Source organism: Massilia sp. KIM (assembly GCF_002007115.1).
Taxonomy (GTDB): domain Bacteria; phylum Pseudomonadota; class Gammaproteobacteria; order Burkholderiales; family Burkholderiaceae_D; genus Telluria.
This window is the reverse complement of sequence record NZ_MVAD01000001.1, coordinates 444,803-470,498: the sequence shown is the minus strand read 5'-3', so window position 1 is coordinate 470,498 and position 25,696 is coordinate 444,803. Positions and strand designations below refer to the sequence as shown.

Annotated in this window: 33 protein-coding genes and 1 other RNA gene; 33 read left to right on the top strand and 1 reads right to left on the bottom strand. The window is 63.4% G+C overall.

Going from position 1 to position 25,696, the window contains the following annotated elements; all coding sequences use genetic code 11:
* The first annotated feature begins 19 nt into the window (after nucleotides 1-19).
* Nucleotides 20-1,993 (top strand): S8 family serine peptidase, encoded by a 1,974-nt coding sequence (locus B0920_RS02230; RefSeq protein ID WP_078030963.1) that lies wholly within the window; start codon nucleotides 20-22, stop codon nucleotides 1,991-1,993.
* An 861-nt stretch (nucleotides 1,994-2,854) separates the two neighbouring features.
* Here B0920_RS02230 and B0920_RS25365 read toward each other — a convergent pair.
* Nucleotides 2,855-3,043, bottom strand: coding sequence for a hypothetical protein (locus B0920_RS25365; RefSeq protein WP_143745611.1), 189 nt, complete (start codon nucleotides 3,041-3,043; stop codon nucleotides 2,855-2,857).
* Nucleotides 3,044-3,759: 716 nt separating this feature from the next.
* Here B0920_RS25365 and B0920_RS02225 point away from each other — a divergent pair.
* From B0920_RS02225 to B0920_RS02070, 32 genes are all read left to right on the top strand, one after another.
* Complete coding sequence (locus tag B0920_RS02225) at nucleotides 3,760-4,074, top strand: helix-turn-helix domain-containing protein (protein ID WP_078030962.1); 315 nt, start codon at nucleotides 3,760-3,762, stop codon at nucleotides 4,072-4,074.
* A gap of 43 nt (nucleotides 4,075-4,117) precedes the next feature.
* Entirely contained in the window at nucleotides 4,118-4,615 is a 498-nt protein-coding gene (locus B0920_RS02220) for a hypothetical protein (protein WP_229455108.1), read from the top strand.
* Nucleotides 4,612-6,744, top strand: coding sequence for a Mu transposase C-terminal domain-containing protein (locus B0920_RS02215; RefSeq protein WP_078030960.1), 2,133 nt, complete (start codon nucleotides 4,612-4,614; stop codon nucleotides 6,742-6,744). The genes B0920_RS02220 and B0920_RS02215 overlap by 4 nt, the downstream gene beginning before the upstream one ends.
* Before the next feature lie 46 nt (nucleotides 6,745-6,790).
* Entirely contained in the window at nucleotides 6,791-7,531 is a 741-nt protein-coding gene (locus tag B0920_RS02210; RefSeq protein WP_078030959.1) for an AAA family ATPase, read from the top strand.
* 11 nt (nucleotides 7,532-7,542) lie between these two features.
* On the top strand, nucleotides 7,543-8,202 hold the full coding sequence (locus tag B0920_RS02205; protein WP_229455107.1) for a hypothetical protein: 660 nt from the start codon (nucleotides 7,543-7,545) through the stop codon (nucleotides 8,200-8,202).
* Complete coding sequence (locus tag B0920_RS02200; protein ID WP_078030957.1) at nucleotides 8,186-8,527, top strand: helix-turn-helix transcriptional regulator; 342 nt, start codon at nucleotides 8,186-8,188, stop codon at nucleotides 8,525-8,527. The genes B0920_RS02205 and B0920_RS02200 overlap by 17 nt, the downstream gene beginning before the upstream one ends.
* The gene (locus B0920_RS02195; protein ID WP_078030956.1) at nucleotides 8,524-8,862 is read left to right on the top strand and encodes a hypothetical protein; all 339 of its coding nucleotides are present in this window, start codon (nucleotides 8,524-8,526) and stop codon (nucleotides 8,860-8,862) included. Before B0920_RS02200 ends, B0920_RS02195 begins: the two co-directional genes overlap by 4 nt.
* A gap of 38 nt (nucleotides 8,863-8,900) precedes the next feature.
* Nucleotides 8,901-9,167: a hypothetical protein gene (locus B0920_RS02190; protein ID WP_078030955.1), complete on the top strand. Its 267-nt coding sequence runs from the start codon at nucleotides 8,901-8,903 to the stop codon at nucleotides 9,165-9,167.
* A gap of 7 nt (nucleotides 9,168-9,174) precedes the next feature.
* On the top strand, nucleotides 9,175-9,300 hold the full coding sequence (locus B0920_RS26380; RefSeq protein WP_267873353.1) for a hypothetical protein: 126 nt from the start codon (nucleotides 9,175-9,177) through the stop codon (nucleotides 9,298-9,300).
* Nucleotides 9,301-9,320: 20 nt separating this feature from the next.
* On the top strand, nucleotides 9,321-9,950 hold the full coding sequence (locus B0920_RS02185) for a DUF3164 family protein (protein WP_267873352.1): 630 nt from the start codon (nucleotides 9,321-9,323) through the stop codon (nucleotides 9,948-9,950).
* Complete coding sequence (locus tag B0920_RS02180; RefSeq protein WP_078030953.1) at nucleotides 9,947-10,147, top strand: hypothetical protein; 201 nt, start codon at nucleotides 9,947-9,949, stop codon at nucleotides 10,145-10,147. Before B0920_RS02185 ends, B0920_RS02180 begins: the two co-directional genes overlap by 4 nt.
* Entirely contained in the window at nucleotides 10,144-10,602 is a 459-nt protein-coding gene (locus B0920_RS02175; RefSeq protein WP_078030952.1) for a hypothetical protein, read from the top strand. The genes B0920_RS02180 and B0920_RS02175 overlap by 4 nt, the downstream gene beginning before the upstream one ends.
* Nucleotides 10,602-10,670, top strand: an RNA gene (locus B0920_RS02170) — hammerhead ribozyme type II. Before B0920_RS02175 ends, B0920_RS02170 begins: the two co-directional genes overlap by 1 nt.
* Nucleotides 10,671-10,678: 8 nt before the next feature.
* Nucleotides 10,679-11,167 carry a hypothetical protein gene (locus B0920_RS02165; RefSeq protein WP_078030951.1) on the top strand — a complete coding sequence of 163 codons (489 nt, stop codon included), beginning with the start codon at nucleotides 10,679-10,681 and terminating at the stop codon, nucleotides 11,165-11,167.
* Between the two features lie 3 nt (nucleotides 11,168-11,170).
* Entirely contained in the window at nucleotides 11,171-11,596 is a 426-nt protein-coding gene (locus B0920_RS02160) for a gp16 family protein (protein ID WP_078030950.1), read from the top strand.
* A complete protein-coding gene (locus B0920_RS02155) occupies nucleotides 11,589-12,017 on the top strand; it encodes a hypothetical protein (RefSeq protein WP_078030949.1) in 429 nt (142 codons plus the stop codon). The genes B0920_RS02160 and B0920_RS02155 overlap by 8 nt, the downstream gene beginning before the upstream one ends.
* Nucleotides 12,018-12,235: 218 nt before the next feature.
* Nucleotides 12,236-12,520 carry a putative holin gene (locus B0920_RS02150; protein ID WP_078030948.1) on the top strand — a complete coding sequence of 95 codons (285 nt, stop codon included), beginning with the start codon at nucleotides 12,236-12,238 and terminating at the stop codon, nucleotides 12,518-12,520.
* Nucleotides 12,520-13,116 carry a transglycosylase SLT domain-containing protein gene (locus B0920_RS02145; protein ID WP_078030947.1) on the top strand — a complete coding sequence of 199 codons (597 nt, stop codon included), beginning with the start codon at nucleotides 12,520-12,522 and terminating at the stop codon, nucleotides 13,114-13,116. The genes B0920_RS02150 and B0920_RS02145 overlap by 1 nt, the downstream gene beginning before the upstream one ends.
* Entirely contained in the window at nucleotides 13,113-13,529 is a 417-nt protein-coding gene (locus B0920_RS25355; protein WP_143745609.1) for a hypothetical protein, read from the top strand. Before B0920_RS02145 ends, B0920_RS25355 begins: the two co-directional genes overlap by 4 nt.
* 78 nt (nucleotides 13,530-13,607) lie before the next feature.
* The gene (locus B0920_RS02135) at nucleotides 13,608-13,856 is read left to right on the top strand and encodes a TraR/DksA C4-type zinc finger protein (protein ID WP_218669325.1); all 249 of its coding nucleotides are present in this window, start codon (nucleotides 13,608-13,610) and stop codon (nucleotides 13,854-13,856) included.
* 18 nt (nucleotides 13,857-13,874) lie between these two features.
* Entirely contained in the window at nucleotides 13,875-14,201 is a 327-nt protein-coding gene (locus tag B0920_RS02130) for a hypothetical protein (protein WP_078030945.1), read from the top strand.
* Entirely contained in the window at nucleotides 14,201-14,710 is a 510-nt protein-coding gene (locus B0920_RS02125; protein ID WP_078030944.1) for a DUF1804 family protein, read from the top strand. Before B0920_RS02130 ends, B0920_RS02125 begins: the two co-directional genes overlap by 1 nt.
* Nucleotides 14,707-16,476: a hypothetical protein gene (locus B0920_RS02120; RefSeq protein ID WP_078030943.1), complete on the top strand. Its 1,770-nt coding sequence runs from the start codon at nucleotides 14,707-14,709 to the stop codon at nucleotides 16,474-16,476. Before B0920_RS02125 ends, B0920_RS02120 begins: the two co-directional genes overlap by 4 nt.
* Nucleotides 16,473-18,044, top strand: coding sequence for a DUF935 domain-containing protein (locus B0920_RS02115; RefSeq protein WP_179119062.1), 1,572 nt, complete (start codon nucleotides 16,473-16,475; stop codon nucleotides 18,042-18,044). Before B0920_RS02120 ends, B0920_RS02115 begins: the two co-directional genes overlap by 4 nt.
* A 1-nt stretch (nucleotide 18,045) precedes the next feature.
* Entirely contained in the window at nucleotides 18,046-19,290 is a 1,245-nt protein-coding gene (locus B0920_RS02110; protein ID WP_078030941.1) for a phage minor head protein, read from the top strand.
* A gap of 119 nt (nucleotides 19,291-19,409) precedes the next feature.
* Nucleotides 19,410-19,916 (top strand): phage virion morphogenesis protein, encoded by a 507-nt coding sequence (locus B0920_RS02105; protein WP_078030940.1) that lies wholly within the window; start codon nucleotides 19,410-19,412, stop codon nucleotides 19,914-19,916.
* Nucleotides 19,917-19,924: 8 nt separating this feature from the next.
* Nucleotides 19,925-20,545, top strand: coding sequence for a hypothetical protein (locus B0920_RS02100; protein ID WP_078030939.1), 621 nt, complete (start codon nucleotides 19,925-19,927; stop codon nucleotides 20,543-20,545).
* 139 nt (nucleotides 20,546-20,684) lie between these two features.
* Nucleotides 20,685-21,491: a DNA adenine methylase gene (locus B0920_RS02095; protein WP_078030938.1), complete on the top strand. Its 807-nt coding sequence runs from the start codon at nucleotides 20,685-20,687 to the stop codon at nucleotides 21,489-21,491.
* Between the two features lie 870 nt (nucleotides 21,492-22,361).
* The gene (locus B0920_RS02090) at nucleotides 22,362-23,483 is read left to right on the top strand and encodes a phage protease (protein WP_078030937.1); all 1,122 of its coding nucleotides are present in this window, start codon (nucleotides 22,362-22,364) and stop codon (nucleotides 23,481-23,483) included.
* A 31-nt stretch (nucleotides 23,484-23,514) separates the two neighbouring features.
* Nucleotides 23,515-23,919 (top strand): hypothetical protein, encoded by a 405-nt coding sequence (locus B0920_RS02085; RefSeq protein WP_078030936.1) that lies wholly within the window; start codon nucleotides 23,515-23,517, stop codon nucleotides 23,917-23,919.
* Nucleotides 23,920-24,139: 220 nt separating this feature from the next.
* On the top strand, nucleotides 24,140-25,063 hold the full coding sequence (locus tag B0920_RS02075; RefSeq protein ID WP_078030934.1) for a Mu-like prophage major head subunit gpT family protein: 924 nt from the start codon (nucleotides 24,140-24,142) through the stop codon (nucleotides 25,061-25,063).
* Between the two features lie 64 nt (nucleotides 25,064-25,127).
* Nucleotides 25,128-25,694, top strand: coding sequence for a hypothetical protein (locus B0920_RS02070; RefSeq protein ID WP_078030933.1), 567 nt, complete (start codon nucleotides 25,128-25,130; stop codon nucleotides 25,692-25,694).
* Nucleotides 25,695-25,696: the final 2 nt, after the last annotated feature.

The window sequence follows — 25,696 nt, the reverse complement described above, 5'->3', positions numbered from 1 at the left end:
GGCGGCCAAAGGACAAGCCATGCCAAAAAGTTCACACCCGCCGGGCGAGCCGCAGGGTCGCCACGGCAAGGCGCCAGACGGCGCATCCGAATCGCATGACGGCGCCATGGCGCAGCCCGCCACCGACGCGGCTTCCCCGCGCGAACACGGGCACGCCGTTGCCGAACGCAAGAAAAAATACCTCGTCGCCCCACGCGCTCCCCTGTCCGCGGCGCCTGCGGGCGGCGCGCCTGGCGCCGCAGCGGGCGGCCTCGCGCCCTTCGCCAGCCTCGGCGGGCTGGGCAACGCCAACGCCTACGCGCCGCCGATGTCGCTGTCCGCGCTCGAGCAGGCCCTGCAGGCCGCGCCCGACATCGACGTAGTCGAGGCCCTGAAGCTGCGCGCGGGGCTCGCCATGGCCTCGGTCGGCGGCGCGCTGGGCGCAGCAGCCGGCGACGCCGACGGCGTCGTGGTGGCGCGCATGACCGACCAGAGGGCGCGCGAACTCTACCAAAGCGGCCAGGGCCGCCTGCTGGTCGAGCGCGACCAGCATCTGCACTTGCTCGACCCCGTGCTGCGCCGCCCCGACCTGGTGTCCTCCCTCACTCCCTACGACGGCCCCCAGACCGAACTCGTGCTGGTCGTGCTCGGCAAAGATGGCGCGCCGCTGGCCGAGGCCGAGGTCTCGCTCTTCGGGGGCGTGCTGCCGAGCAGCGGCCTCACCGGTCCCGACGGCATGGTGCGCTTGCGCCTGTACGGCGAAGATGCGCACGCGGTCAGCGGCCTGTACGTCAAGCCGCGCACCGATTACTGGAGTTTCTACCAGCGCGATCCCGACCTGAGCCTGGACGAGCCCAATCTGGTGGCGCTGCGCGCCCTGGCCGACTGGCCCGCGCTGCAGGGCATCCCGCAGCAGAACGCCATGGGCTGGGGCGCGCGCGCCATGCGCCTGGACCAGGTGCCGCCGCAGTTTCGCGGCCAGGGCGTCAAGGTCGCCGTCATCGATTCCGGTGCCGCCACCTCGCACGGCAACCTGAACCGCATCCGGGCCGGCTTCGACGTCATCAACAAGACCGTCGACCGCAACACCTGGAACATCGACACCCTGGGCCACGGTTCGCATTGCGCGGGCGTGATCGGCGCCGCCAATCCGGCCTGGGGCATCCGCGGCTTCGCACCGGATGCCGAGATCCACGTCTGCAAGCTCTTCCCCGGCGGCCAGGTCAGCCAGTTGATCGACGCGCTCGAATACTGCATCGAGCAGCAGATCGACGTGGTGAACCTCAGCCTGGGCGGCGGCTCCCCGTCCGAGGCGCTGGAACGCCAGATCGCGCGCGCCCGGCAGGCCGGCGTGGCCTGCATCGCGGCGGCGGGCAATTCCGGCGGCCCGGTGCAGTACCCGGCATCCTCGCCCCTGGTGCTGGCCGTGGCGGCAATCGGCAAGCTCGGCGAATTCCCGCCCGACAGCTATCACGCCGAGACGCTCGCCGGGGACGTCGATGCCCAGGGCTACTTCACGGCCCGCTTCAGTTGCGGCGGGCCACAGGTGGATGTGGCCGCGCCCGGAGTCGCGGTGGTCTCCGCCGTGCCGCCCAATAACTTCGCGGCCTGGGACGGCACCTCGATGGCGGCGCCCCATGTGAGCGGCCTGGCCGCCCTGGTGCTGGCGCACCGCGCCGAGTTCCAGGGCCTCGGAGGCGTGCGGTCGGCGGAGCGGGTAGAACGCCTGTTCCAGGTCTTGCGCATGAGCGCGCGACCGGTCACGCTCTCGGATCCCACGCGGGTGGGTTACGGGATGCCGGACGCCCTGGTCGCGCTCGGTCTGCCGGTTACCCAGCAGGCGCCGTGGGCGGCCCAGCCGATCGCTTTCGGCCTGCCGCACGGGATGTTCGCCGGCGTGGCCGACAAGGGCATGGCCCAGTACCTGGCTGGCGTGGGTGGCCAAGCGGCCCAGACGGCATCGGGCTTCCCCTATCCTTACGCCTTCGGCGGCCTGCGGCCTTCAGGCTGGTAGCAAGCGGTCCGTCTTGCGCCGGCCGACGATGGCGGCGCAAGGCGGCGGGCCGAGCGGCCACACGCGCAATGCGCTCAGGAAACGAGCGCCTGCGCCAGCCTTTGCCACTCGGAAGATCAGCGCCTGTTGCCGCGTTTGCGCCGCGAGCGACAAGAGTGCCTGTTGCCGCGTTTGCGCCGCGAACGACAAGCGTGCCCGGGCTTGCGCTCGCGTCGCGGAAATAAAGGAGGCCCGCTCGCGTGACTATCTTGAGAAACAGGCAGACCTAGACTCAGCTTCATGTCGTCGACAGACAAGAAACGCACGCTTGCCTGTGCGAGCCCTGGAAAAGAAGGAAGCCTGCGCTCGCGTGCCTGTCTTAACAAGCAGAGAGACCTGGCCGCGTTTTCGTGTCCCGGAGAGAAGAGAAGCCCACGCTTGCCTGTGCCAAGCCTAAACAAGAAATGGAGATCTGCTCGCGTGCTTGTCTCGAAAAACAGAGAGTCCTGGACGCGCGCTCGTGTCCCGAAGAGACGAGAAGCCCACGCTTGCCTGTGCGAAGCCTAAAAAAGACATGGAGGTCTGCTCGCGTGCCTGTCTCGAAAAACAGGGAGTCCTGGACGCGCGCTGGTGTCCCGGAGAGGCGAGAAGCCCGCGCTTGCCTGTGCGAAGCCTAAAAAAGAAATGGCGGTCTGCTCGCGTGCTTGTCTTGAAAAACACCGATTCCTGGACGCGCGCTCGTGTCGTGGAGAGTGTGGGGGAGTGAGCAGTTTGTCACCGCAACGTTGACCAGCCAGACCAAGAAAGCTAAGTCATTTCAATAACTTAGCAGACATGGGCGAGTTTCTTGTTTTGGCACTCTCTAGCTACGAATGAGCCTGTTTAGGCCGCGATTGCGCCTTTTTTGACATCGCGGCGACTTCTTTGTGAGCGCGACACTCCGTAGGCGGGGTCGTTCGCGGCGGCCGCATCGTAACCAGGCCGCAAAATGAAGTTGGAACGAGCCCAGTTGCTCGGGCTTCCCGAGGCGTCGCGCAGAATCTGTTTGAGTGTGTTGATGGTGCTGTACATACAAATATATTCAGTATAGTTTATGCACGGCAACTAAATTTCACTCATTGTCACTACCTTACGACTTTCAGGAGCGATCTAACGTTGTCCTCCTCTCCTCCACGAAGTAGATAGTCGTATAGCACGGCTATAACGGCACCCTTTTGACCAGGCTCCAGGGGGCGCCCTGTCTCCTGGCACCACTCCTCAACCGCTTGTACGGCCAACGTGAGCCGCTCCATATCGGCCTTCGCTCCGCTAACGATCGTGGGCACGTGCGGCGCTTGGGTGTTCTCCGCCGGCGGCGAGCGTTTCACATAGGTTGCACGCGGTGGCAAGTCTTGAGGCAGGAGGTAAGCCGAAGGCACCTCGTACAGCCTACGAGTCCCACCTATACCTTTCACCTCTTCAAACGCCCACCCCTCACTTGTCGCGCGATCGATGATCCGAGCCTTCGTTTTCGGTAGCCCAGGCACATTCATCGAGGCCAGCTCGGCTGCCGTGAAGCGACGGCTCGAAGGAACACTTGATCCTTCCGATGTGTTCCCCTCGGAATGAATCTGATCCCCTTGGGAACGCTTCCCACTTTCTTCCGCAGAAACAATCACTTACAGCCCCTATTAGAAATAGCGCTGACGGCAGCGCTAAACGTGAAAGCGTTCCGATGGATACACTCTTGACGGAACGCTTGGGAACACTTAAGATTCGCTCATGGCTCCAACCTATGAGGTCAACCAATGAGTGTATCCCCTGTCCAAAAAAAACCCGCTGCTACTGATTGGCACCGGGCAGATGTCGTCGCAGCCCTCCATAAAGCTGGCTGGTCGCTGCGTAACCTATCCCGCCAGAGCGGCCTGAGCGATGGAACGCTGAAGTCCGCCTTAGATCGACCCTATCCCAAAGCTGAGCGAATCATCGCCTCGGCTCTCGGTGTCGCACCAGAAACAATCTGGCCAGAACGTTACGCAAAGCGTGATTTTACGCCGGTTTTGACACTCTCGGAACACTTGCGTACCGCTGAGCGCACCACTGCAACGGCAGCAGTGGGGTGAATCGTACCGAGAGGAACGTTCCTGCACTACCTCGCAGATTCTCATGATGGAAAAAGCAACAATGCGAAAAGCACGATGGAAAACAATTCGACCGTCCAGCCTCTCTGAAGCGCTGGAACTTTGCGTCGACTATTCAAGCGAAAACCGCAAGCCGGTCAAAGTGCTCGCTGATCTCATGGGCGTTGAGACGAAGACGCTTTATCGCTGGGTTGCCGATAACGCAATGCCCTTGAACAGACTTCGTCAGTTCGAGACGTTTTGCGGCGTTTCTTTCGTAAGCGAATACCTGGCGGCCGCGCACGGGGACAAGATTGTCGTCCCAATTCCGGTCGGAAAAAAATCGGATGTGACCGACTTAGCGAGTGTCCAAGCTAATTTCAGCGAAGCAATGATGTTGCTTTCGCGGTTTTATCAAAACGGCGAATCGCTTGAAGCTACGGTCGAGGCAATTACGCGGACCTTGGCCCAGCTTGCCTTTCAGCGAAGCAATGTTATGAAGGCTGGGAGCCCTGAGCTTGATCTGTTTGCGGGGGATCAATGATCAAGGATCGTTATTCCGCTGCTGAGCTGGCCTCTCTACAGCTACCCAATCTTCCCGCGAGCAAAGGCAAAGTAATCCAGTTCGCCGAAAAGGCGAAGTGGACTTATGTGGAAGTTTGCGGTCGCGGGGGCAAACGTCGCGAATATATCCCGTCTCCGGAAATTATCGATGCGATCCGGGCAAAAGAAGCACAGCAATTTTTAGCGATCGCTGCGCGAGCGCCTGCGCCCATTGTCCCGCGCAAAGTTGGCCCTGCTGATCAACTCCCTCTGATCGAGACTGAGGGGCAAGCGTTGAAAGCCGACGCCCGAAAAGGTGTGCTGCTCGCCCTGGACACGCTGATGAATAGGTCCGGTTACCCGATGAAAAAGGCCGCGCGGGTCCTCATCGAAATGGCGCGCAAGGGCGAAGCCGGCGAACAGATGATCGCGATGCTCAAGATGGCGCGCGACGGTCGCGGTCGACCAAGCCCGGATGGGCTCCCTTCCGAGCGCAGCGTTTTGCGGTTTGTTGAGTACGAACGTGCTGGCATGCTGGCGCCGAAAAAGCGCGAAGCCGACATGTCGGTTCCTGCCTGGGCCAAGGCGTTCCTGGCGCACTACCAGAGGCCCGAAAAGCCTACCGTGGAGCACGCCTACCGCGAGTTCCTTCAGGCGCTCGGAGACAAGACGGCCGCGCCCAGCATTTGGCAGGTCCGCCGCTTCCTGGCGAAGGTCGGCAATGTCTCCCTGCAGCTCGGCCGCATGGGCGACCGCGAGATCAAGAGCCTCAAGGGATTCGTCCGCCGCGACTTCGCCAATCTGCTGCCGGGTGACATTTATAGCGCTGACGGTCACACCTTCGACGCGGAAGTTCAGCACCCAATGCACGGCCGTCCATTCCGACCGGAGATCACCTCGGTGATCGACATCGCAACTCGCAGAACCGTGGGTTGGTCTGTCGGCCTGGCCGAAAGCACCTTCGCGGTCGTCGACGCCTTGCGCTCTGCTGTATTTAACGGCGGGATCCCGGCTGTCTTTTACGTCGACAACGGCTCGGGCTACAAGAACGAGCTGATGAGCGACACCGGCACCGGCTTTCTGGCGCGCCTGGGGATCGAAATGATTAACAGCCTGCCGTACAACAGCCAGGCGCGAGGCGTTATCGAAAAGCTGCACCAGACTATCTGGGTCAACGCTGCGAAGGAACTGCCAGGCTTTATCGGCCGCTCGATGGACCGCCAGGCAAAGCTCGCTAGCTTCAAGCTATCGCGCAAAGCAATCGCCACCTCTTCTAGTGAGGCTGTGGCAATGCCCCTCACGCCTTGGGACCAGTTCGTGGAGTTCTGCAAGGCGAAGGTCGACGCCTACAACAACAGACCGCATCGCTCGCTGCCGAAGATCGCCGATCCTGCAACCGGCCGGCGCCGGCACATGACACCGAACGAAGCCTGGGAGCGCGCAGTGGCTGCGGGGTTCGAGCCGCACCTGGTCACCGACGACGAAGCACGCCCACTGTTCAGGCCGCAGGTGCTGCGCACCATCCAGCGCTGCGAAATCAACCTGTTCGGCAACCGCTACTTCTCGCGTCAGCTCGAGGAGTTCAACACGGAGCAGCTCCGGATCGGCTACGACATCCACGATCCGAGCACAGTTTGGGTCTACGACGCCACCGGCCGCTTCCTCTGCACGGCCGAGCTGGATGGCAACCGTCGCGACTACATGCCGATGTCGGTCATCGAGCGCGCCAGGGATCAACGGGCCGCCGGCCGTGAGCGCCGCCTCCAGAACAAGCTGGTCGAGGTTCAGTTGGAACGTCGGGGCGCCCCCGCCCTTGAGATGCCGCAGCAGATCACGATCCCCGGCCTGATGAGCAGCTTCAACGTCAGCCAACTCGCCGATCGCGCGCGCCAGGCTGAGTTGGTCGAGGTGCAAAGCGTCCAGACGCCGCCGCTGGCCGCAACGCCGTCCATGCCGATTGAGCACCCGACCACCTGGACGGTACCGGCCACTGCGGCCGAGCGCTACGCCGAGTGGCAACGAATTAGCAACCTGAACGAGGAGGAACTGGAAGGAGAGAAGCAAAAAAAATGGCGGCACACCTATCAGGAGACCGCCGAATTCCGAGCATTTCAGAAACGAACTGCGTAAAGCCTGCCGCTGCAACGGCAAACAGTAGAAATAAGGAACCAAGAGTATGACGACTACCAATCCTCCGGTCAATCGTGTGGCCAAGATCAGCAACCTCGACCTGGTCGCCGTCGCGGCCGAGAAGCTCTCTTCTCGCGTCAACGGTTTGCCCGGTATCGGGGTGCTGTATGGCGAAGCCGGCCGGGGCAAGACGATCGCTTGCTCGGCGATCGCCAACCAGATGCGCGGCTACTACGTGCAGATGATGAGCGCATGGAACCGCAAGACGCTGCTGGAGAAGATCCTCTTCGAGATGGGCGTCAAGCCGGCGGCGACCATCGCGGCGATGCTCGACCAGGTGTGCGAGCAGCTGGGTTCCTCGGGCCGACCGCTGATCATTGACGAATTCGACCACTGCCTCAAGAAGGACGGCATGGTTGAGCTGGTGCGCGACATCTACGAGGGAAGCCAAGGGACGCTCCTCCTGGTGGGCGAAGAGCAAGTGCCGCAGAAGATGAAGCGCTGGGAGCGAATGCACAGCCGCGTGCTCGCATGGATCCCGGCGCTGCCGGCGTCTCTGGACGACGCCCGCAAGCTGGCACCAATCTACTGCCCCGGCGTTGCGATCGACGAGGCGCTCATGCAGCGCGTGGTCGACCTGGCCCACGGATCGATCCGCCGGGTATGCGTGAACCTCACCCGCATTCACGAGGAGGCGATGCTGCAGGCCGAGTCGGAGATGACCCTGGCTAAGTGGGGCGACACCGACCTCTACACCGGCGACGCGCCGAAACGTCGGACGGTGTGAGGAGGATGCGCGTGGAGAAGCAAGTCGAGAACGTGCGCGGACGCCGTAAGCCGGCGCACATGGAGCTGGTTGGTGGTAAGGGGTCGCGCCAACGTGCCTGGGAGGAAATGCGCCGGCACGCGGGACCGTTTACCTGCTTCCAGATCGCTCGCAAGGCGAAGGTCGACGACGAAACCCTGTTCACCTACCTCAACTCTCTGGAGCGCGCCGGCATCGTGCAGTGCGAGCGCGTCGAGGGCAAGGCGATCCAGCGGCATGCCAAGTGGACGATCGTGCGCGACAACGGCGTCGAGGCGCCGCGCGTGACGCGCGACGGCAAGCCGGTCACCCAGGGGCTCGGCACCGAGGCGATGTGGCGGTCGATGCGCATCATTGGGGAGTTCAACACGACCGAGCTGGCAGCTCACGCCGAGACATCGGGCGTGCGCGTCACCCAGGAAACGGCGAAATCGTACATCTCCGCCCTGTTTAACGCCGGCTACCTGCTGCGGGTTGCCGAGTCTCGCAGCCGTGGCTTTGGCAGGGGCCAAGTGCAGGCGCGCTACCGCCTGGCGCCTGGCAAGTACACGGGGCCGCGGCCCCCGATGATCCAGCGCACCAAGCAGGTTTACGACCCGAACCTGTGCAAGGTCGTCTGGAAGGAGGAACCGAAGAATGACGACGACCTCTGAACCGCGCTGGCTGGCGTTGATGCGGGAGGAAGCGGGGCGCACCAGCATGCGCGCCCTGGCCGATCGGCTGAACTACTCCCGCACCACGGTCAGCCTGGTCTTGTCGGGAACCTATCCCGGCCAGACGGACAAGATCGCGGCCAAAGCGATTGAGGTACTAGAGACGCCGGCCGTAGTGGACTGCCCCTACCTGGGACAGGAGCTGCCGAGCGCCGACTGCCGTGCGTACGCCATGCAGCGCGCGCCAACGCACCACCCAACCAAGATGGCTCATTGGCGTGCCTGCCAGAAGTGCCAAAACAACTGCAAAGGAGAACAGCAATGACGATCCTCACCGGCACCGCCCAGATCCTGCCACTACGGAGCGGCCACCCTGCCGTGACCGATCAGGCATCCGGGACGTCGAAGACCTTTACCCCTGACTTCATGGCGCGGTTGCACGCCGTGAACTCGGCGGGCCGCTGGCTCCGTGCTCGCGGCTTTCCGCCGGTGGCCGTCTACCTCAAGGGCCGCATGCCGTCGCTGCATGTAGTCGCCGAGGCGGCGCCGCTGCTGATCCAGGAGGCTTGCGGGTTTAACAGCCGTCCCGCTGGCGCCGGACAACGATTGTGCAGCGTCGAGCTGCACGACTGCCAGATCACCTGGTTCGAAACCACTTAACCGACCAAACACCAGCCCCACTACTAGGAGATACCCCGATGACCCAAGAACACTGGTCCACCCGCCTTGCTGCAACTCTGCAGGCGAATCAGCAGCCTACCTACGAGTTGCTGGAGGAAAGCCTGCAGGGACTCCTGCAAGACCACAACAACCTCAAGGCTGTGGCGAAAGACATCTCAAAAACCCTCGGCGAGATCGTCTTCGCGCGCATGCAAGGCGATACCGAGGGCGCGCTGCAGCGCGTGGATGAAGTGATCGCGAAGAACGTCGTCGTGCGGGTGGCCGAGCCAGAGACGAAGCACTGAGACATCCATGGGCGCATTCGATCCACTCATCCCCTGGCCGAGCCGCACCCAGGACGACAAGAACAAGCCGGCCGAGCAGCCGGCGCCGACGGCACCGGAAAAGCGAATCCCGATCGGTCCAACCGACATTTGACCAACCTGAAAGGAAACACCGTGAGCAACAACGAAACCAAAACCCAGATCCCGGCCGGCTACCGCCAGAACGCCCAAGGTCATCTGATCCCGGAGGAAATGATCAAGCCGATCGACATCGAGCGCGATCGCCTGGTCGGCGAGCTGATGGCGCGGGCCAAGCGCCTCAGCACCGAGATGCGCGAGTTCAAGAACCTCGTCTTCGGAGACTGCGCCGCCTTCATCCAGCTCTCGGCCGAGCAGTACAACTCGCCGATCGGTGGCAAGAAGGGCAACACGACCTTGCACAGCTTTGACGGCCGCTACCGGATCCAGCTCGCCACGGCCGACAAGGTCGCCTTCGACGAGCGCCTGCAGGCGGCCAAGGCGCTGATCGACCAGTGCATCGGCGACTGGAGCGCCGGCAGCAGCCCCGAGATCCAGGTGCTGGTGCAGCAGGCGTTCAACACCGACAAGGAAGGCCAGGTCAACACCGGCCGCATCCTTGCGCTGCGCCGCCTCGAGATCAAGGACAAGCGCTGGCAGGAAGCGATGAAGGCGATCGGCGAATCCGTCCAGGTGGTGGGCAGCAAGCAGTACGTCCGCTTTTACGAGCGGGTCGGCGACACCGAGCAGTACCTGCCGATCTCCCTGGATATGGCCACGGCATGAAGCTGCAGATCAACGACGCCGGAAGCTGGCGACATATCAGCCGGCTCGACCAGAAGGACGAGCAGATGGTTCGCCAGCGCGCTGCCCAGCTGGTCGTCCACCTGAACGATCGCGCGAAGCTGCGGATCTTGGACGAGGCGAACGCCGTCCAGGCTCACTGCCAGGGGCCGGACTTCACGTGGGAGGACCGCAAATGACGGGGCCAGCCAAGCCGGCAATCGGCACTGTCCCGGTCCAGTGCTGCCGTTGCCGCCACAAACACATGGAGTCCGAGCGGCTCCTGCACGAGATCGGCGACGGTCGCAGCGCTCGGGTTTGCCCACGCTGTGCTGCTCATGCCTACTACGAGATCGTCGAGCAGGCGGCCTGGTGCTGGGCCTCTGGCCGGATCGAGATGGGCGACGAGGACGATCTCCCGGAGGGCGCCATCCTCATCGCTCGAGGCCCGAAGGCCTACCTCAACGGCACCCTGGCGGTGCTGACGCGCCAGGGCCGTGGCGCGAGTGAGGGCGTCTACCTGGTGCCTGGAGTTCCAGAGGCGCAGGACGAGCAGGCGCGCGGTGATGCTCTGGCCAAGTGGCTCAAGTGGTGCGCAGGGAATAACGGTCACAAGGGTCGCCACGGCGTCACCTTCGTGACACCGAACTACTAAAGCGAAACCGGCCGCCACGGCGGTCGGTCTGCCTGGCGCGGTGGCTAGGCACTGATGAGCAGCCAAAAGGACAAACATGACACTAAGCAAAGAGCAGAAAGAGCGAGCGATCGCCGACCTGAGCCATCCGTGGGGGCGCGTGTCGCTGCGCTGCGACGGCTACCTGGTGACGCTGGTGATGCAGCGCACCGGCAAGAATTCGCTAACCTTCCGCGTGACGACCTTCGTCAACGGGAGAATCGAGGGAGCGTGGTTCGTCGAGAGTAGCGCGGCCCAGGAGTCCAGGTTCATGCGCAAATCGATTCGACCGAACCTGTCGGCGGCAAAGCGCAAGGCGGCCGAGAAAGCTCTTGGCAAGCGTTATGTCGCTCGGGATCCGTTCTACAGCGGTTCGTACACCTTGTACCTGCCGGACTGGGTAAACGGCAAGGCCGCCATTAACCACCTCTGCAAAGTCTGCGAATCGATCGAGTTGCTGTCGGTTGACGAAGCGCGCGTCGCTCTTAACGCGCTGGCCAAGCCTGTCGCGGCCGAGCCGGTCGTGGACGCGCTGACGGAGGGGTGACAAATGCCGCGCAATCCTTCGCTTGCCAAGATCCACATCGCCAAGAAAGAGTTGGGCCTGGACGATGAGACCTATCGCGCCATGCTCCAGCAGCACGGCGGCGTGACCTCGTCGAAAGACCTGACGCCCTTGGGCGCCGCGCGGGTGCTGCAGCACCTGGAAAAGTCGGGCTTCAAACCCAAAGTAAAGGCCAGCTATGGTAAGCGGCCGAACCCGCCAGCGCGCCGCGCTGCCTTGATCCGCAAGATCGAAGCTCAGCTGACGCACGCGGGGCGCCCCTGGAGCTACGCCGACGCCATGGCTCAGCGCATGTTCAAGATCGTGAAGGTGGACTGGCTCGACGAGGAGCAGCTCGGGAAGATCGTCGCGGCGCTCGCCATCGACGCCAAGCGTCACCCAGCACAAGGACAAAGGGAAACCGATGGATAATGATCTGTCCCACTTGCCGGGAAGCGTGCAGAAGCTGATCGCCTTGATCGGTTTGCCGCTCACCCTGCGCATGGTGGAGGTGTTCGGTGGTACAACCCTCTACCTCTACCGGAGCGAAGCGTGCGTCCAGAAGCTCTCCTCGGTGGTCGGCGCCGAGGCCGCGCAGAAGATCATCAGCTTCTTCGGCAATACGCCGGTGACGATCGCGACTTGCAAGAATGCGCTCGTCACGCTCCGCAACCGTGACATCCTGGCCAGATTCGATCACCTCACCATGGTCGAAAAACTCTCGGCGCGCGCCAGCGTGCTTCAGATTGTCAAGGACTATACGCCGCCGATCCATGAGCGTACTATCTGGCGCGTGCTCAAGAAAACCGGCCAAGCTGAACCGGTCGACCCTCGGCAGCAAAAACTCTTCTAGCTGGCCTGACGCGCTCGCGTCAAGGCCGCAACCCTCCGAAATCATTTCCTACAGGCTACTGCTGACACGTGTCAGTCTTTGGCCGGCTGTTTCCGTAAGCGAACATTCTTCCACGCGAGCAATACCGTTCGCGGCGCTGGAGCGTAGTTAGCGGCACGGTAACCGTCCCGCACGCTGCCTCCTTCACTAGGCTGACGCCTGTCAGCACTGGAGGAAGAATGTTGACAACCAAATCGAAGGAACGCCTGCGCATGGTGCGCTGGCTGCTGGTCGCCGTGCTGTTGTACGCCTTCGCGCTGATCTTGCTCGACCGTGGCTATTCCGGCCCGATCCAGACGATCGTCTGGAAGCTCGGCCACGTGACCCTGGGCGGCTACGCCGGCTACTGGCTCGACCGCGCGGCCTTCCGCGATCGCATCACAGCCTACTCGCAGCCTCTGGTGATGGTCCGGCGCGCGATCATCATCACTGGCGCCATGTTCACCCTGGGCCTCGGGCTGTAATGCGCGCTCTGCTGGCCCTGCTCATCCTCGCGGCAAGCTTGACTGCTCAGTTCGCGCATGCCGATCCATGCGACCGCTACCGCGCCACGCTCACCCGCGAGGCGCAGGCGGTTTTCGGGCTTGGCGCGCCGATCCCCGCCCTGGCCGCCCAGCTCATGAAGGAAAGTAGCTGCCGGGCCGACATCACCGCCTGGGATGACGGTCGGGGCCTCGCGCAGTTCATGGATCCGACCGCAGAACAGGTCACGCGCCTATTCCCTGAGCTGGGCGCGCCCGACCCATACAACCCCACCTGGGCGATGCGTGGCCAGGCGAGGTTCAACCGCTGGCTGAGCCAGCGCGTCAAGGCCGTCAACGAATGCCACCGCTGGGCCGCCACGTTCAAGGGCTACAACGCCGGTCTGGGCTATGTGCAGCGCGCCCAGCGCCTCTCTCCCCAGCCAGGCGTCTGGTTCGGTGTCACCGAGCACATCAACGCTGGCCAGAGCCTCGCCAACTTCCAGGCATCGCGCCAATATCCCCGCAAGATCATCTTCTCCCTGCAGCGCCGTTATGCCAGCTGGGGGCCACTCCTGTGCAATGGGGTGATCGCATGAGAACCGCTACCGCCGTTGTAGCCGTACTGACCTGGTCGCTCCTGGTCGGCATTGGCGCCTACGCCCTGGGCTGGTTTGTCCGCGACGCGCGCCAGGCGTCGCACGAGGTGCAGGCCCTGCGCACCCAAGCCAAGACCCGCGACCGGAAAGACCAGGTCGCACTTGCTGCCGGCGTACGCACCGAACGCGCCCAGGCACGTGCCGATGAAGCCTTCCAGACCATCCGAACCGACTATGAAGCCGACCTACGCAAGAACCCTGATGCTGGCTGCGTGCTTGACGCTGACAGCCTGCGCCGCTGGAACGAGGCAAACGCCCAGTCCCACGTCGACCCCGAAAGCGAACCTTCTGGTGCCGTGCAGACCGCTGCCGAAGCTCGAGCCTGGCCAGAACGCGGTCACGAACCACATTGAAACCGCCAGGCTGTACCGGCTTTGCCAGATCAAGACGGCAGGCTGGATCAGCTGGTACACGAACACGGAGAACCCCGAGTGAGCGAGATCCTGGACGAAGCGAGCCGCGTCGAGACGGCCGAACGCGAAGCCGCCTGGCGCCACCGGCAGGCGCGCTCGGAGTTGGCGGCAAGCCAGGCCGCAGAGCGGGAGGCGGCCCGCGCCGGCCGCCCAGCACCGTGTGTCGACTGCGAGGAACTCATCCCCGAACCGCGCCGCCAGGCCGTACCCGGCTGTTTGCGCTGCGCCCACTGTGAGCGCATGAAAGCCGGCCGCAAGGCCCGATAACCCAACCACGGACCCACAATGGAAATCAGCAACAACGACCTGGCGCGCATCCTCGGGCGCATCGAAGCCAACCTCGAAGCCCAGGGCAAAACCTCGGCGCGCATCGAAAGCGCGGTCGAAGCGCTCGATGAAAAGCTCACCGGCCGCCTCGACGACCACGATCTGCGCCTGAGGGCGCTCGAAAAGACCGATCCAGCCGGGATGGCGCAGACCATCGCCGGCCACGAAAAGCGCCTGGCCGAGCTGGAGAAGGGCGCGGCGCGCGCTGGAGTCATCGCCGGTATCGGCTCGTCGGCCGGCATGGCCATCCTGGTCGAGCTGCTCAAGAAGAAGATCGGGATGTAATGGCCAAGGGTGCCGACATTCGCGCCAAGGTGCGCAAGCATTACGTCTTCGACCGGCTGTCTCTGGAGCAGTCGGCCAAGCTGGCGAACGTGTCGTATTCGACCGCCAAGCGCTGGCGCGACGCCGCTGCGGCCGAAGGCGACGACTGGGAGAAGCTGCGGACCGCCTCCAGCCTGGCCGGCGGCGACATCGAGCAGCTCTCGCAACAGATCCTGACCGAGATGCTCGTCCAGTTCAACGCGACCCTCGACCTCATCAAGGCCGACGACGCGATGCCGGCGCTGCAGCGCGTCGACCTCCTGTCGTCTCTGATGGACAACATCCATAAGAGCATGGCGGCCATGAAGCGATTCCTGCCCGAGGCCAACGCCTTGTCGATCGGCATGGCGGTGCTGCGCGGCCTGGCCGAGTTCGTGCAGGCGCGCTACCCGCAGCATGGCGCAGTGCTGGTCGAAATCCTGGAGCCATTCGGCGAAGTGCTGCCGAAGATCCTTGCAAGTGCCAAATGATTAGCAAAGACCTCACTCAGAGAGAGTTCAAGCTGGAGCTGACCGACCTGGTCAGCTCTTTACGTAAGGACATCGAAGCGCACGCCGCCGGCCTGGACGCGTCGCCGGCCGCGATCCGCGAGCGCCGCCGCCGCGTGCTCTTGGGCGACTTCCAGTTCTTCGCCTACACCTACTTCCCCCACCACATCCGGGGAACGCCATCGCTCTTCCAGGCGCAGTTCTGCCAGCGCTTCCCACAGTTGCTGCAGCAGGCCGGCGGCGTCAAGGAGTGGTGGATCGCACCTCGAGGTGAGGCGAAGTCGTCGATGCTGACCAAGATCGGGCCGTGCTGGGTCAACGTGCAGGCGCTCCTGCAGCGTCCCGAGATCCGCAAGGAGGTCAGCCTCGAGGTGGCGCCACCCTTCATTGACTACGTCATCCTGCTGGGCGCCGAGACCGAGCTGCCTACGAAGCTCGTCGAAGTCGTCAAGACCGAGCTGACCGGCAACGCGGCGCTTGCGCTCGACTTTCCCGAGGCATGTGGCCAGGGCAGCATGTGGCGAATCGGCGAGGTCATCACTGCGACCGGGGTCAAGCTGGAGTCGTTCGGCGCCGAGCAGGCGATCCGAGGCACCTTCCACGGCGCCAGTCGCCCGAAGCTGCTGCTGGGCGACGACCTGATCACGGACGCCGAGGCCAAAAGCCCGACCGAGCGCGAGAACCGCTGGACGTGGCTGACGAAGGCGATCGACTACCTCGGCCCTCCAGACGGCTCGGTCAAGTACTGCGGTGTCGGCACGATCCTGGACAAGGACGACCCGATCAGCCGCGCCAAGCGCACTATCGGCCACGTGGTGCACCACTTCCGCGCGCTGGCCCAGCTGCCCCAGGACATGGATTTGTGGGCGACGTGCGAAGAGATGATGCGCAACGACGACGCGAAGGCCGTCCAGGCCGCCGCCGAGCGCGGACAGGTGGTGGCCGACGTCGACCTTCCATCGCACCGGTTCTACCTGGCCAATAAGGCCGCGATGGACGAAGGCGCGGTCGTGTCCTGGCCGAGCGTGCGGAGCCTCTTCTGGCTGATGCGTCAGCGCGCCACCGCCCCGAGGGCGTTCAACACCGAGATGCAAGGCGACCCGCGTACCGACGAAGACAAGGTTTTCGGCCACATCACTTTCTGGGTCCAGCGCTCCCGTGACTGGCTCATCTTCGGGGCCTGCGACCCTTCCATGGGCGCGAACGAGAAGTCCGACCCCTCCGCGATCCTGGTCGGCGGGCTGGATCAACGCATGAAGCGGCTGCACGTCATGCACGCCGAGATCAAGCGTCGGGTGCCGTCTAAGCTCGAGAGCGACCTGATCAAGACCCAGCGCGAATTCCAGTGTCTAGCCTGGGGGTTCGAGAACAACAACGCCTACGAGCATTCGCGGCAGACCTTCATCCTGGCGGCCCTGCGGCAGGGGGTGCAACTCCCCCTGGTCGGCATCACCGCCACGGTGCCGGCACCGGTTCGGATCGACGGCATCGAGCCGTTCGTGACCGACCGCCTCATGCCGGGGATCGTGTTCCACGCGAGCCTGACCCAGCTCCTGGCCGAGCTGGACACCTGGCCGGAGCCGCAGAGCAATCACCACTATGACGGCCTGACCGCGCTACACCTGCTGTGGCATATCGCCATCACGCGCGGCATGGGCAAATACGAGATCCAGACGGCGCCGCGCAGCGGCTCGTCCGCCGGCGGTCGCGACGACGACCATGGCTCGCAATCGAGGAGGATGTTTTGAGCAAGATTCTTGACCAGTTCGGCCAGCCGATCAACCGGGCCACCCTGGCCGAGCCGCAGACGGCGCGCATCGGTGCACTGGAAAACCAATACCTGACTCCCATGCTTGGCGGCCTGACGCCGGCGCGCCTGGCGCAGACGCTACAGGCGGCCGACGCTGGGGACCTGCTCGACCAGCACCGGATCTTCGCTGATATGGAGGAGCGTGACGGACACATCCGCAGCGAGATGGACAAGCGCAAGTCGGCGGTGGCCGGGCTCGAGTGGACGATCGCGCCGCCGAGGAACGCGACGGCCGCCGAGAAAGCCAGCGCAGAGTGGGTGCAGGAGGTGCTGCAGGACGCGGTCGACCCGATCGAAGACCTGATCCTGGCCATGATGGATGGTGTCGGCCATGGTTTCGCGCCGATCGAGCTGGAGTGGCGCCGGGAGGGTAGCGAGTGGCTGCCGACCATCCATCCGCGCCCGCAGGAGTGGTTCCGCCTGAATTCCAAACGCACGGAGCTGCGCCTGCAGACGGCATCGCTCGACGGCGAGGCGCTGCAGCCGTTCGGCTGGATCATGCACACCCACGGCAAGGCCAAGACTGGCTACCTCGGCCGGATGGGGCTGTATCGCACCTTGGTGTGGCCTTTCCTTTACAAAGCGTACGCCCTGGGCGACTTCGCCGAGTTCCTGGAAACTTACGGTCTGCCGATCATCGTCGGCAAGTACCAGAGCGGCGCAACGGCCGAGGAGAAGGCGAGCCTGATGCGCGCCGTCACCGCCCTGGGCCACGACGCGCGCGCGATCATGCCGGCGGAGATGCAACTGGAAGTGGTCAAGATTACCAGCAGCGGCGGCGAGCCGGCGCACCTGCAGATGATGCAGTGGGCGGAAGGTTCCGAGTCGAAGAGCATCCTCGGCCAAACCTTGACCAGCGACACCGGCAAAAACGGCGGCGGTAGCCACGCCCTGGGCAAGGTTCACAACGAGGTGCGCCACGACATACGCGACAGCGATGCACGCCAGATCGCCGCGACCATCACTCGCGACTACATTTACCCACTGATTGCGCTGAACCGCGGCGTCGAGAGTTTGCGCCGCTGCCCGCGCCTGGTGTTCAACACCGAGGAGCCCGAAGACGTGGCCCTGTACGCCGACGCGCTGCCCAAGCTCGTGGAAACCGGCCTGCAGGTGCCTGTCGCATGGGCGCAGGAGCGCTTGCGGATCCCTATGCCGAAGGAGGGTGAGCCGGTGCTGCAGGTGACAAACAAAGCACCAGCACATCCGGCGCCGGTCGCGACCGGCCGCGCAAGTCTTTCCTCGCAGTTCCCAGAACCTGCGCCGGCTGCGGACCCGGTCGAGGAGATCGCCGCGCAGCTCGCGGCCGGCGCCACGCCCAGCTGGGCGGCGCTCATGGCAGCGATCGAGGCAATGGTAGCTCAGGCCACCAGCCTCGAGGCGCTCCAGCGGGAAATGATCGCCACCTTCGGCGGCCAAGGTGAGGATGACCTGGTCAGGATGATGGCGGCCGCCCTGGCCCTGGCCGAACTCAAGGGTCTGGCGGACGTCCAGGACGGAGCCTGAGATGCCCCTGGAGGTCGGCAAGAACACCCCGTTCGCTGAGCAGCTCGAGTTTTTCCGCAACAAGCTCAACCTGCCCACGGAGCGCTGGGACGACATCATGCGCTCGGCGCACGACCGAGCCTTCGTCGTCGCCGGCGCGGCCAAGGCTGACCTGCTGGCGGACCTGAACGCGGCAGTGGCGCGGGGGATCGAGACCGGGAGCGGCCTGGAGCAATTCCGGAAAGACTTCAAGCAGATCGTCAAGAAGCATGGCTGGACCGGCTGGACCGGCGAAGGGACGGCTGCCGGCGAAGCCTGGCGCACCAGGATCATCTACCAGACCAACACGTCGACCAGCTATGCGGCCGGGCGCTGGAAGCAGCTCAACGACCGGAAGCTGCTGCAGCTCAAGCCCTACTGGAAGTATGTGCATGCGGACGGCGTGGAGCACCCTCGGCCGCTGCACGTGGAATGGAACGGCCTGGTGCTGCGCCATGACGACGAGTTCTGGAAGACCCACTTTCCGCCAAACGGCTGGGGATGCCACTGCCGGGTGGTCGCGGTCGACGCGCGCGCCTACGCCGCCGCGCTCAAGGCCGGCGAGGGGACAGCGCCAGAGGGGTACCTGCAGATCAACCCTAAGACCGGCGCGCCGGTCGGGATCGACAAGGGGTTCGACTACGCACCAGGTGCGCGAGCCACCGAGCCGCTGCGCTCCCTGATCGACGAGCGCCTGGTGCGCCTGGCGTCTCCCATCGGATCGCGCCTGTACGAAGCCATGCAGCCCGTCCTGCAGGCCGAGGGCAAGGCCGCCTTCCAGGAGTTTGTGGCCACCGTGCTGGCCGACCCGGTCAAGCGCGGTCGAACGGCCATCGTCGGCGCGATCGCGCCCGACATCCTCGACTGGCTCGAGGACAACAAAGGGATCGTGCCGGCCAGCGCCGAGATCGCGGTGCAGGATGGTCTCCTGGTCGGCAAGAAGGCGCAGCGCCACGAGGCGGCCGGCGATGCGCTCACTCCCGAGGAATGGCTGGATTTGTTCGATGCCCTGGCCAATCCGCTGCAGGTGCTCTACGACGTCAACAGCGGCAAGCTGCTGTACGTCCTGCCAGCCGGCGACGGCCGCGCCCAGAAACTGGCGGTCGAGTTCGACTTCCAGATCAAAAAGCGGGATGGGTTGCTCAACATGATCGTCTCGGCGTTCAAGCCGTTGCTGGACAAGATCGAGGGCGGGATCGTGGGCGGACTGCTGCAGGTGGTGAAGTGAGCCGATGGGAGGCCGGAAACCCTCCATCCATGACCGAGCGGGAGCACCGCGACCGGACAAGCCTGTGGACTCCGAATTTCCACAGCTCATCGGCTCAAAGCTAATTATAGGCACGTTTCATGACTTCACAAATTGAAATCAGCAATCAGGCCACGACCGAGCTGCTCGACCAGCTGGCCCGGCGCACTGGCGACATGGAGCCGTTCCTGCGCGCCCTGGGCGAGGATATGGTCGAGCGGATCAAGATGCGGTTCGGGTCAGGTGTTGGCCCAGACGGTGTCCATTGGGCGGCCAATAGCCCGGTCACCCTGGCGCGCTATATCGCCTCGCGCGGTCGTCGGTCGAGCAAGCGTGCTGCGGCGGCCCCGGCCAAGAAGCCCCTGGTGGCCAGTGGCGAAATGGCGCGCGGCATGCACTACCAGGTACGCGGCGATGCCCTGGTCGTAGCGTCAAATACGCCGCAAGCCTTCATGATGCAGTTCGGAGGAAGGAAGGCGGAGTTTCCCCACCTTTGGGGAGACATCCCTGCGCGGCCTTTCTTCCCAATCCGTCCAGATGGCAGTCTCTACGCAGCGGAGGAATCGGATATTGTTGACTCCTTGCGACACTATCTGACTGTCATATAAAGAGGAGCATGGTGAAGTTCACGATCACAAGCAAGTTCCCCGATGGGGAAAAAACAATGGATGAAAAGGAGTTGATGAGCTTTGCTGAGCGAATCGGTCTGACCAGGTACGCGCCAGAGCGCTTTTGCTCATTGTTTGTTTGGAAGATCTACGCAATGTCCCGCCTTGACGGGATTGCCCCGAACTTTGTTATCGACCAAGTGCGTGCACTTGAGGGAGCGGGTTCCGCGTGCGGCATGAAGCCGGCGACTCAGTTTAAGCACGCGCCCCTGGCAGGCTTGTACCACCAGCACTTCTTCGCTCCGCAGTTTCTCGCTCAAAACATGCTGAACCAGCTCGGACGGAAAGGTATAGAGAAGATCTTCTGGGAAGTGGCCCAAGGTCGCGAAGTGATGACTGAAGAAATACTTCGCGAGCTGTCCACAAGGTTAACCGTCGAGCAGTTTGAGCAACGGGCGGATCAGCAGAAGCTCACAGGAGAGTGGATTGTTTTTGCGAAACATAATGGTCAGAACTACTACCTGACGATCTCGCGGCATACAGACAGTAAAAGGCCTGAGGAAGATAAAGCACTTTTCTGGGAAATCGACCAGATTTGCTATCGAGAGTTCCCGTTCCTGAGTCGCTGATAAATGACATTTTAGAAACAGAGCGACCGGTCTGGTGCGGGAACACCAGGCCGGCCACTCGGCACGCAGCTTGACCTGCATGCTTCGCCAAGGCTCTGCCACCCCGTACGGAGGCGGCCGGATTTTAACACGGAGAAACATGTACCCTACTGCAACACCCATCATCCCCTGGATCGGCGGAAAGCGCCGCCTCGCCGACAAGCTCCTGCCGCTGTTTCCACCGCACGAGTGCTACGTAGAGGTCTTCTGCGGCGGCGCCGCGCTGTACTTCCTGCGCGCCTATCCTGCCAAGACGGAGGTGATCAATGACATCAACGGCGAACTGGTGAACCTCTACCGGGTCGTGCAGCACCACTTGGAGGAGTTCGTACGGCAGTTCAAGTGGTCTATCTCGAGCCGGCAAATCTTCAAGTGGCAGCAGATGACCAAGCCCGAGACGCTCACCGACATCCAACGAGCAGCGCGGTTCTACTTCCTGCAGCAGCACGCCTTCGGCGGCAAGGTGGAGGGCCAGACCTTCGGCACGGCGACGACTGGCTCGCCGGTCAATCTGCTTCGGATCGAGGAGAACTTGAGCGCCGCGCACCTGCGCCTGGCCGGAACCTACGTCGAGAATCTGCCCTGGCGGGAGTGTGTTAAACGCTACGACCGCGCGCACACCTTCTTTTACATGGACCCGCCATATTGGGAGACGGAGGGGTACGGCGTCGACTTCGACTTCCAGAACTACAGAGACATGGCCGAATGCATGCGGACCTGCAAGGCGAAGGTCATGGTCAGCATCAACGACCACCCTGACATTCGCAAGGTTTTCGAGGGAATGTACTTCCTCGAGCTGGACATTAAATACTCGGTCGCTAACGCCCACGGCGCGCCGGCAACGAGCAGCGAGCTGGTGATCACGAACTGGGACTGCGCCAGCAAAACGGATTTATTTTCGCTTTGATTCCTAGTGGAAACGACTATTTAACCGGAAGGCTGTAGCATAGACAGTGTTAGACCAGCCGATAACTCAAAGAGCAGCAGCATGCTCGTTGATAAGAGTGGATCGAGACCGGTGTACCCGGCGAATTGAGGATGGAGAGGGTTGTCAAACCGGCATTTATGAAAGCCGGTTATACGCGAAACAACTTCATTTAAAAGGATATATCAATGAAATCGACCAACGAAAACGCCGCAGCGCAAGGGATCTGCCCAAAACCTGAAGAGAGCCAGCAGACTCAATCGAGTGTCGACTGCCCGAACTCGGTGCGGCAAGACGGAATCTCTAGCCTAAGGGATTCACAGCGAGTTGGGCTTCACGTAGCGAAAAGCGGTATCGCACCGCCGCCCGCGCCCATGCGAATTGAACATCCTGCCCGGCAAGGAATAGGCGCTTTAGTAACTCAGCGACCGCCGAAAGGTTAACGCGTAGCTTAAGCCCTATATATTAGGCGCCGGCTGGACAGGACATCCTGCTCACGTCGGCGCCGGTTTCGGCGAGCAGGCCCCGCGATAGCTCGAACTGACGACGAATCGCGTCCTCTAATTCCGCAGCGGCCATGTGATTGGCAATTCGTCCTTTTGTGTCATGAAGCTCATTGCAGTTTGACAATTTGGAAAATTAAGCCCTCCAGGCGTTTTCTAGCGTAAGGTGACACATTCCCCCAAACGCGGTACGAAAACGGCTTCTAGCCCCGTTAGTCCCGCGTTAATTCCCCGGTACGTGATCATGTGCCGAGCGGCAAACGCAATTTCCAAGAAGATTTAATTCCGCAAGGCACTGCTGACACCTGTCAGTCTGTTTCCGGCCGGCTATTGTTGCGACGATAGCGGCATGCCTAGACCAGTTCAACACCTCGCACCTCAGCCATTCGGCATCGCCGCGTGCGCGCTGGCCATCACGCCGAACCGCGAGATCCAGCTCCTCCCAGCCGGTAAGTTCGCCGGCCAGGACGGCCGCCCGCATGATGCCCCAGGCTGGTACATGGATGCCGAGCTGGCGGCGCGCCTGATCGAGGCGGCCAAGTCGCGCAAGAACCCCTACGTCATCGACTACGACCACCAGACGCTGTTCATCAAGCAAAACGGTAAGCCGGCGCCGGCGGCCGGCTGGTTCCACCAGCTGGAGTGGCGCGAAGGCCAGGGACTCTTCGCCGTCGACGTGAAATGGACCGACCGCGCCGTCGAGATGATCGACGCGGGCGAGTACCGCTATATCTCTCCGGTCATCGGCTACGACAAGGCCACCGGCGCCGTCACCTCTATATATATGGCGGCCGTCACCAACAATCCCGCGATCGACGGCATGGGCGAAGTCTTGCTCGCCGCCGCCGCGCTGCACTTCTCGCTTTCTCCACCCACCCCGCTTTCCGAGGACAACACCATGGAAGAACTCCTGGAGCAGCTCCGCTGGCTGCTCAACTTGCCGGTCGGCTCGCCCGCCGAAGACATCACCGCCCACCTGCAGAAGCTGGTCGACCAGCTCAAGAAGGATGAGCCGGAGGCGACCGCCGCCGCTTCGTTCAGCCTGGTCGACTACCTGGTGTCGCAACGCCAGGTGATGGCCGCGCTGTCGTCGACGACGCCGGATCCGGCCAAGTACGTCCCGATCGGCGCCATGACGGCCCTGCAGGAGAAACTGGCCGCCCTGTCCGCTACCCAGGGCAAAGACCGCGTTGACGAGATCGTCACTGCGGCGCTGTCCTCGGGCAAGCTGCTGCCCGCCCAGGAAGCCTGGGCGCGCGAGTACGGCGCCAAGGACATCGCGGGCCTCTCGGCCTACCTGGACGCGGCCCCGGCGATCGCGGCCTTGAGCAGCATGCAGACCCGCACCCAACCGCCCGTCCCGGCCAGCGGCGTGGCGGCCCTGTCGGCCTCGCAAAAGGAAATGTGCCGCGTGATGGGCGTGTCCGAAGCCGACTACCTCAAAACCCTGAAGGAAGTCGCCGGCGCGTAAAGCGTGGCCTCATCCTCAACTGGAGACTTATATGGCTGCACTCACCGCATCCCGAAACACCCCGATGAAGGACGCCCAGCTGGTCGTATTCCCGGTCGCCGCGAACGCCAAGATCTTCGCCGGCGCCCTGGTCGCCATCAACGCCGCCGGCTTCCTGGTGCCTGGCACCGTGTCGACCACGCTGCGCTACCAGGGCCGCGCCAACGCATTCTGCGACAACACCGGCGGCGCCGATGGTGCCAAAACCGTCGCAGTGCGCCGCCGGCAGGCGTTCAAGTTCGCCAACCACGCTGGCGACCCGGTCGCCCAGGCCGACGTGGGCAACGTGGTCTACATCGTCGACGACCAGACCGTGGCCAAGACCAACGGCACCGGCACCCGGTCGGCTGCAGGCAAGCTCCTGGCGGTCGAGGTCGACGGCGTCTGGATCGAGTAACAACCGCCGACCATGAAAGACCACGCGCACACGGCCCTCTGGCTCTTCCTGGGTATGCGGCTTTGCATGCTGCTCAGCCTGGCCGTGTACGCGCTGGCGCGGTGGCCTGGGCTGCCGCGAGGTCGGCGGCGCCAGTCTAGCGCGCCGGATCCGGCCAGCAGCACCGAACCGGCGGAGCAGGTCACCGCCACAAAAGCCCCCTGAACCTCTAGGAAACGAAATGCTCGTCAATCGCGAAACCATCACCAACCTGTTCGTCAGCCTCAAGACGACCTACAACAACGCCTTCGCCGCTTCCAAGGGCGACTGGGAACAGATCGCCATGAAGGTGCCGTCGACCACCGGCCAGAATGACTATGCCTGGCTGTCGAAGTTCCCCCGTATGCGCCAGTGGATCGGCGAAAAAACGGTCAAGGCCCTGTCCGCCTTCAAATACGTGATCGTCAACAACGACTTCGAAGCGACCGTCGAAGTCGACCGCAACGACATCGAGGACGACAACATCGGCATCTACCAGCCGCAGGCTACCGCCGCCGGCGACTCGGCGGCCCAGCTGCCGGACGAGATCATCGCCGACGTGGTCAACGCCGGCTTCACGACTGTCTGCTATGACGGCCAGTACTTCTTCGACACCGACCACCCTGGCAAGGACGAGAACGGCAACGACGTCTCGATCTCCAACAAAGGAACCAAGAAGCTGAGCGCGGCCAGCTACCAGGCCGCCCTGGACAGCCTGGGTGCCGCCGAAACGGCAATGATGGAATTCAAGGACGACGAAGGTCGCCCGCTGAACATCAAGCCGACCGTGCTGATGGTCCCGCCGGCACTCAAGGCCGTGGCCAACACCCTGATGACGGCCGACCGCCTGGAGGACGGCAAGCCGAACCCGTTCAAGGGCGCGTATGTGGTCCGTGTCGACGCGCGTTTGAAATCGCGCACCGCATGGTTCCTGCTCGACACCACCAAGCCGGTCAAGCCGTTTGTCTACCAGGAGCGCAAGGCACCGGTCTTCGTGCAGCAGGTCGACCCGCAGTCGGACGACGTGTTCAGCCGCAAGAAGTACAAGTTCGGCGCCGAGGCGCGCGCGGCCGGCGGCTACGGCTTCTGGCAGCTCGCCTACGGTTCGGACGGCACCGTCGCCTGAACCTGATCTGACCACACATCCGCCCGCCTGGGCGGATGTTCGACCCACCCACCAGGATTAGAAAATGCCAAAAAAAGCGCAAGCCGCGCAAGCCCAGGACGGCGGCAAAGTCGAAGAGAAGACGGCTCCGGGCTCGGTCAACCAGGCAGCAACCGGCGAGCAGGTGAGCGGCAGCTCGCAGACGCTGGGCGAGACCGCCGACGCGTCGACCAAGCAGGACGCGCAGAACGTGTTGGCGGCCGGGGCCAGCGAGTCCACCTCGGCGGCGACGCAGCAGCCGAACTCGGGAACCCTGCCGGAGGAATCGGCCGCAGCCCCGCCCCTGGACGCGGCCACCCAAGCTGGGGAGCAGGCTGGCTCCCACACTTCCAGCGGAAACAGCAGTTCGGACGCGGCGGCCGGTTCTGGCGAAAGCTTCGACAAGATCGCCGCAGCCGTGTTCCCAAGCACGCCTGGTCTCAAGGTGACCTCCAAGCAGGCGGGCTTCCGCCGAGCTGGTCGCGCCTGGAGTACCACGCCGATCGTGATCGCGCTTTCTGAGCTGACCCAAGAGCAGGCTGAAGCGCTGCTCGCCGATCCCATGCTGGTGGTCGACCTGGTCGACCTGGACGACGACGGCGAGGACTTCTGACC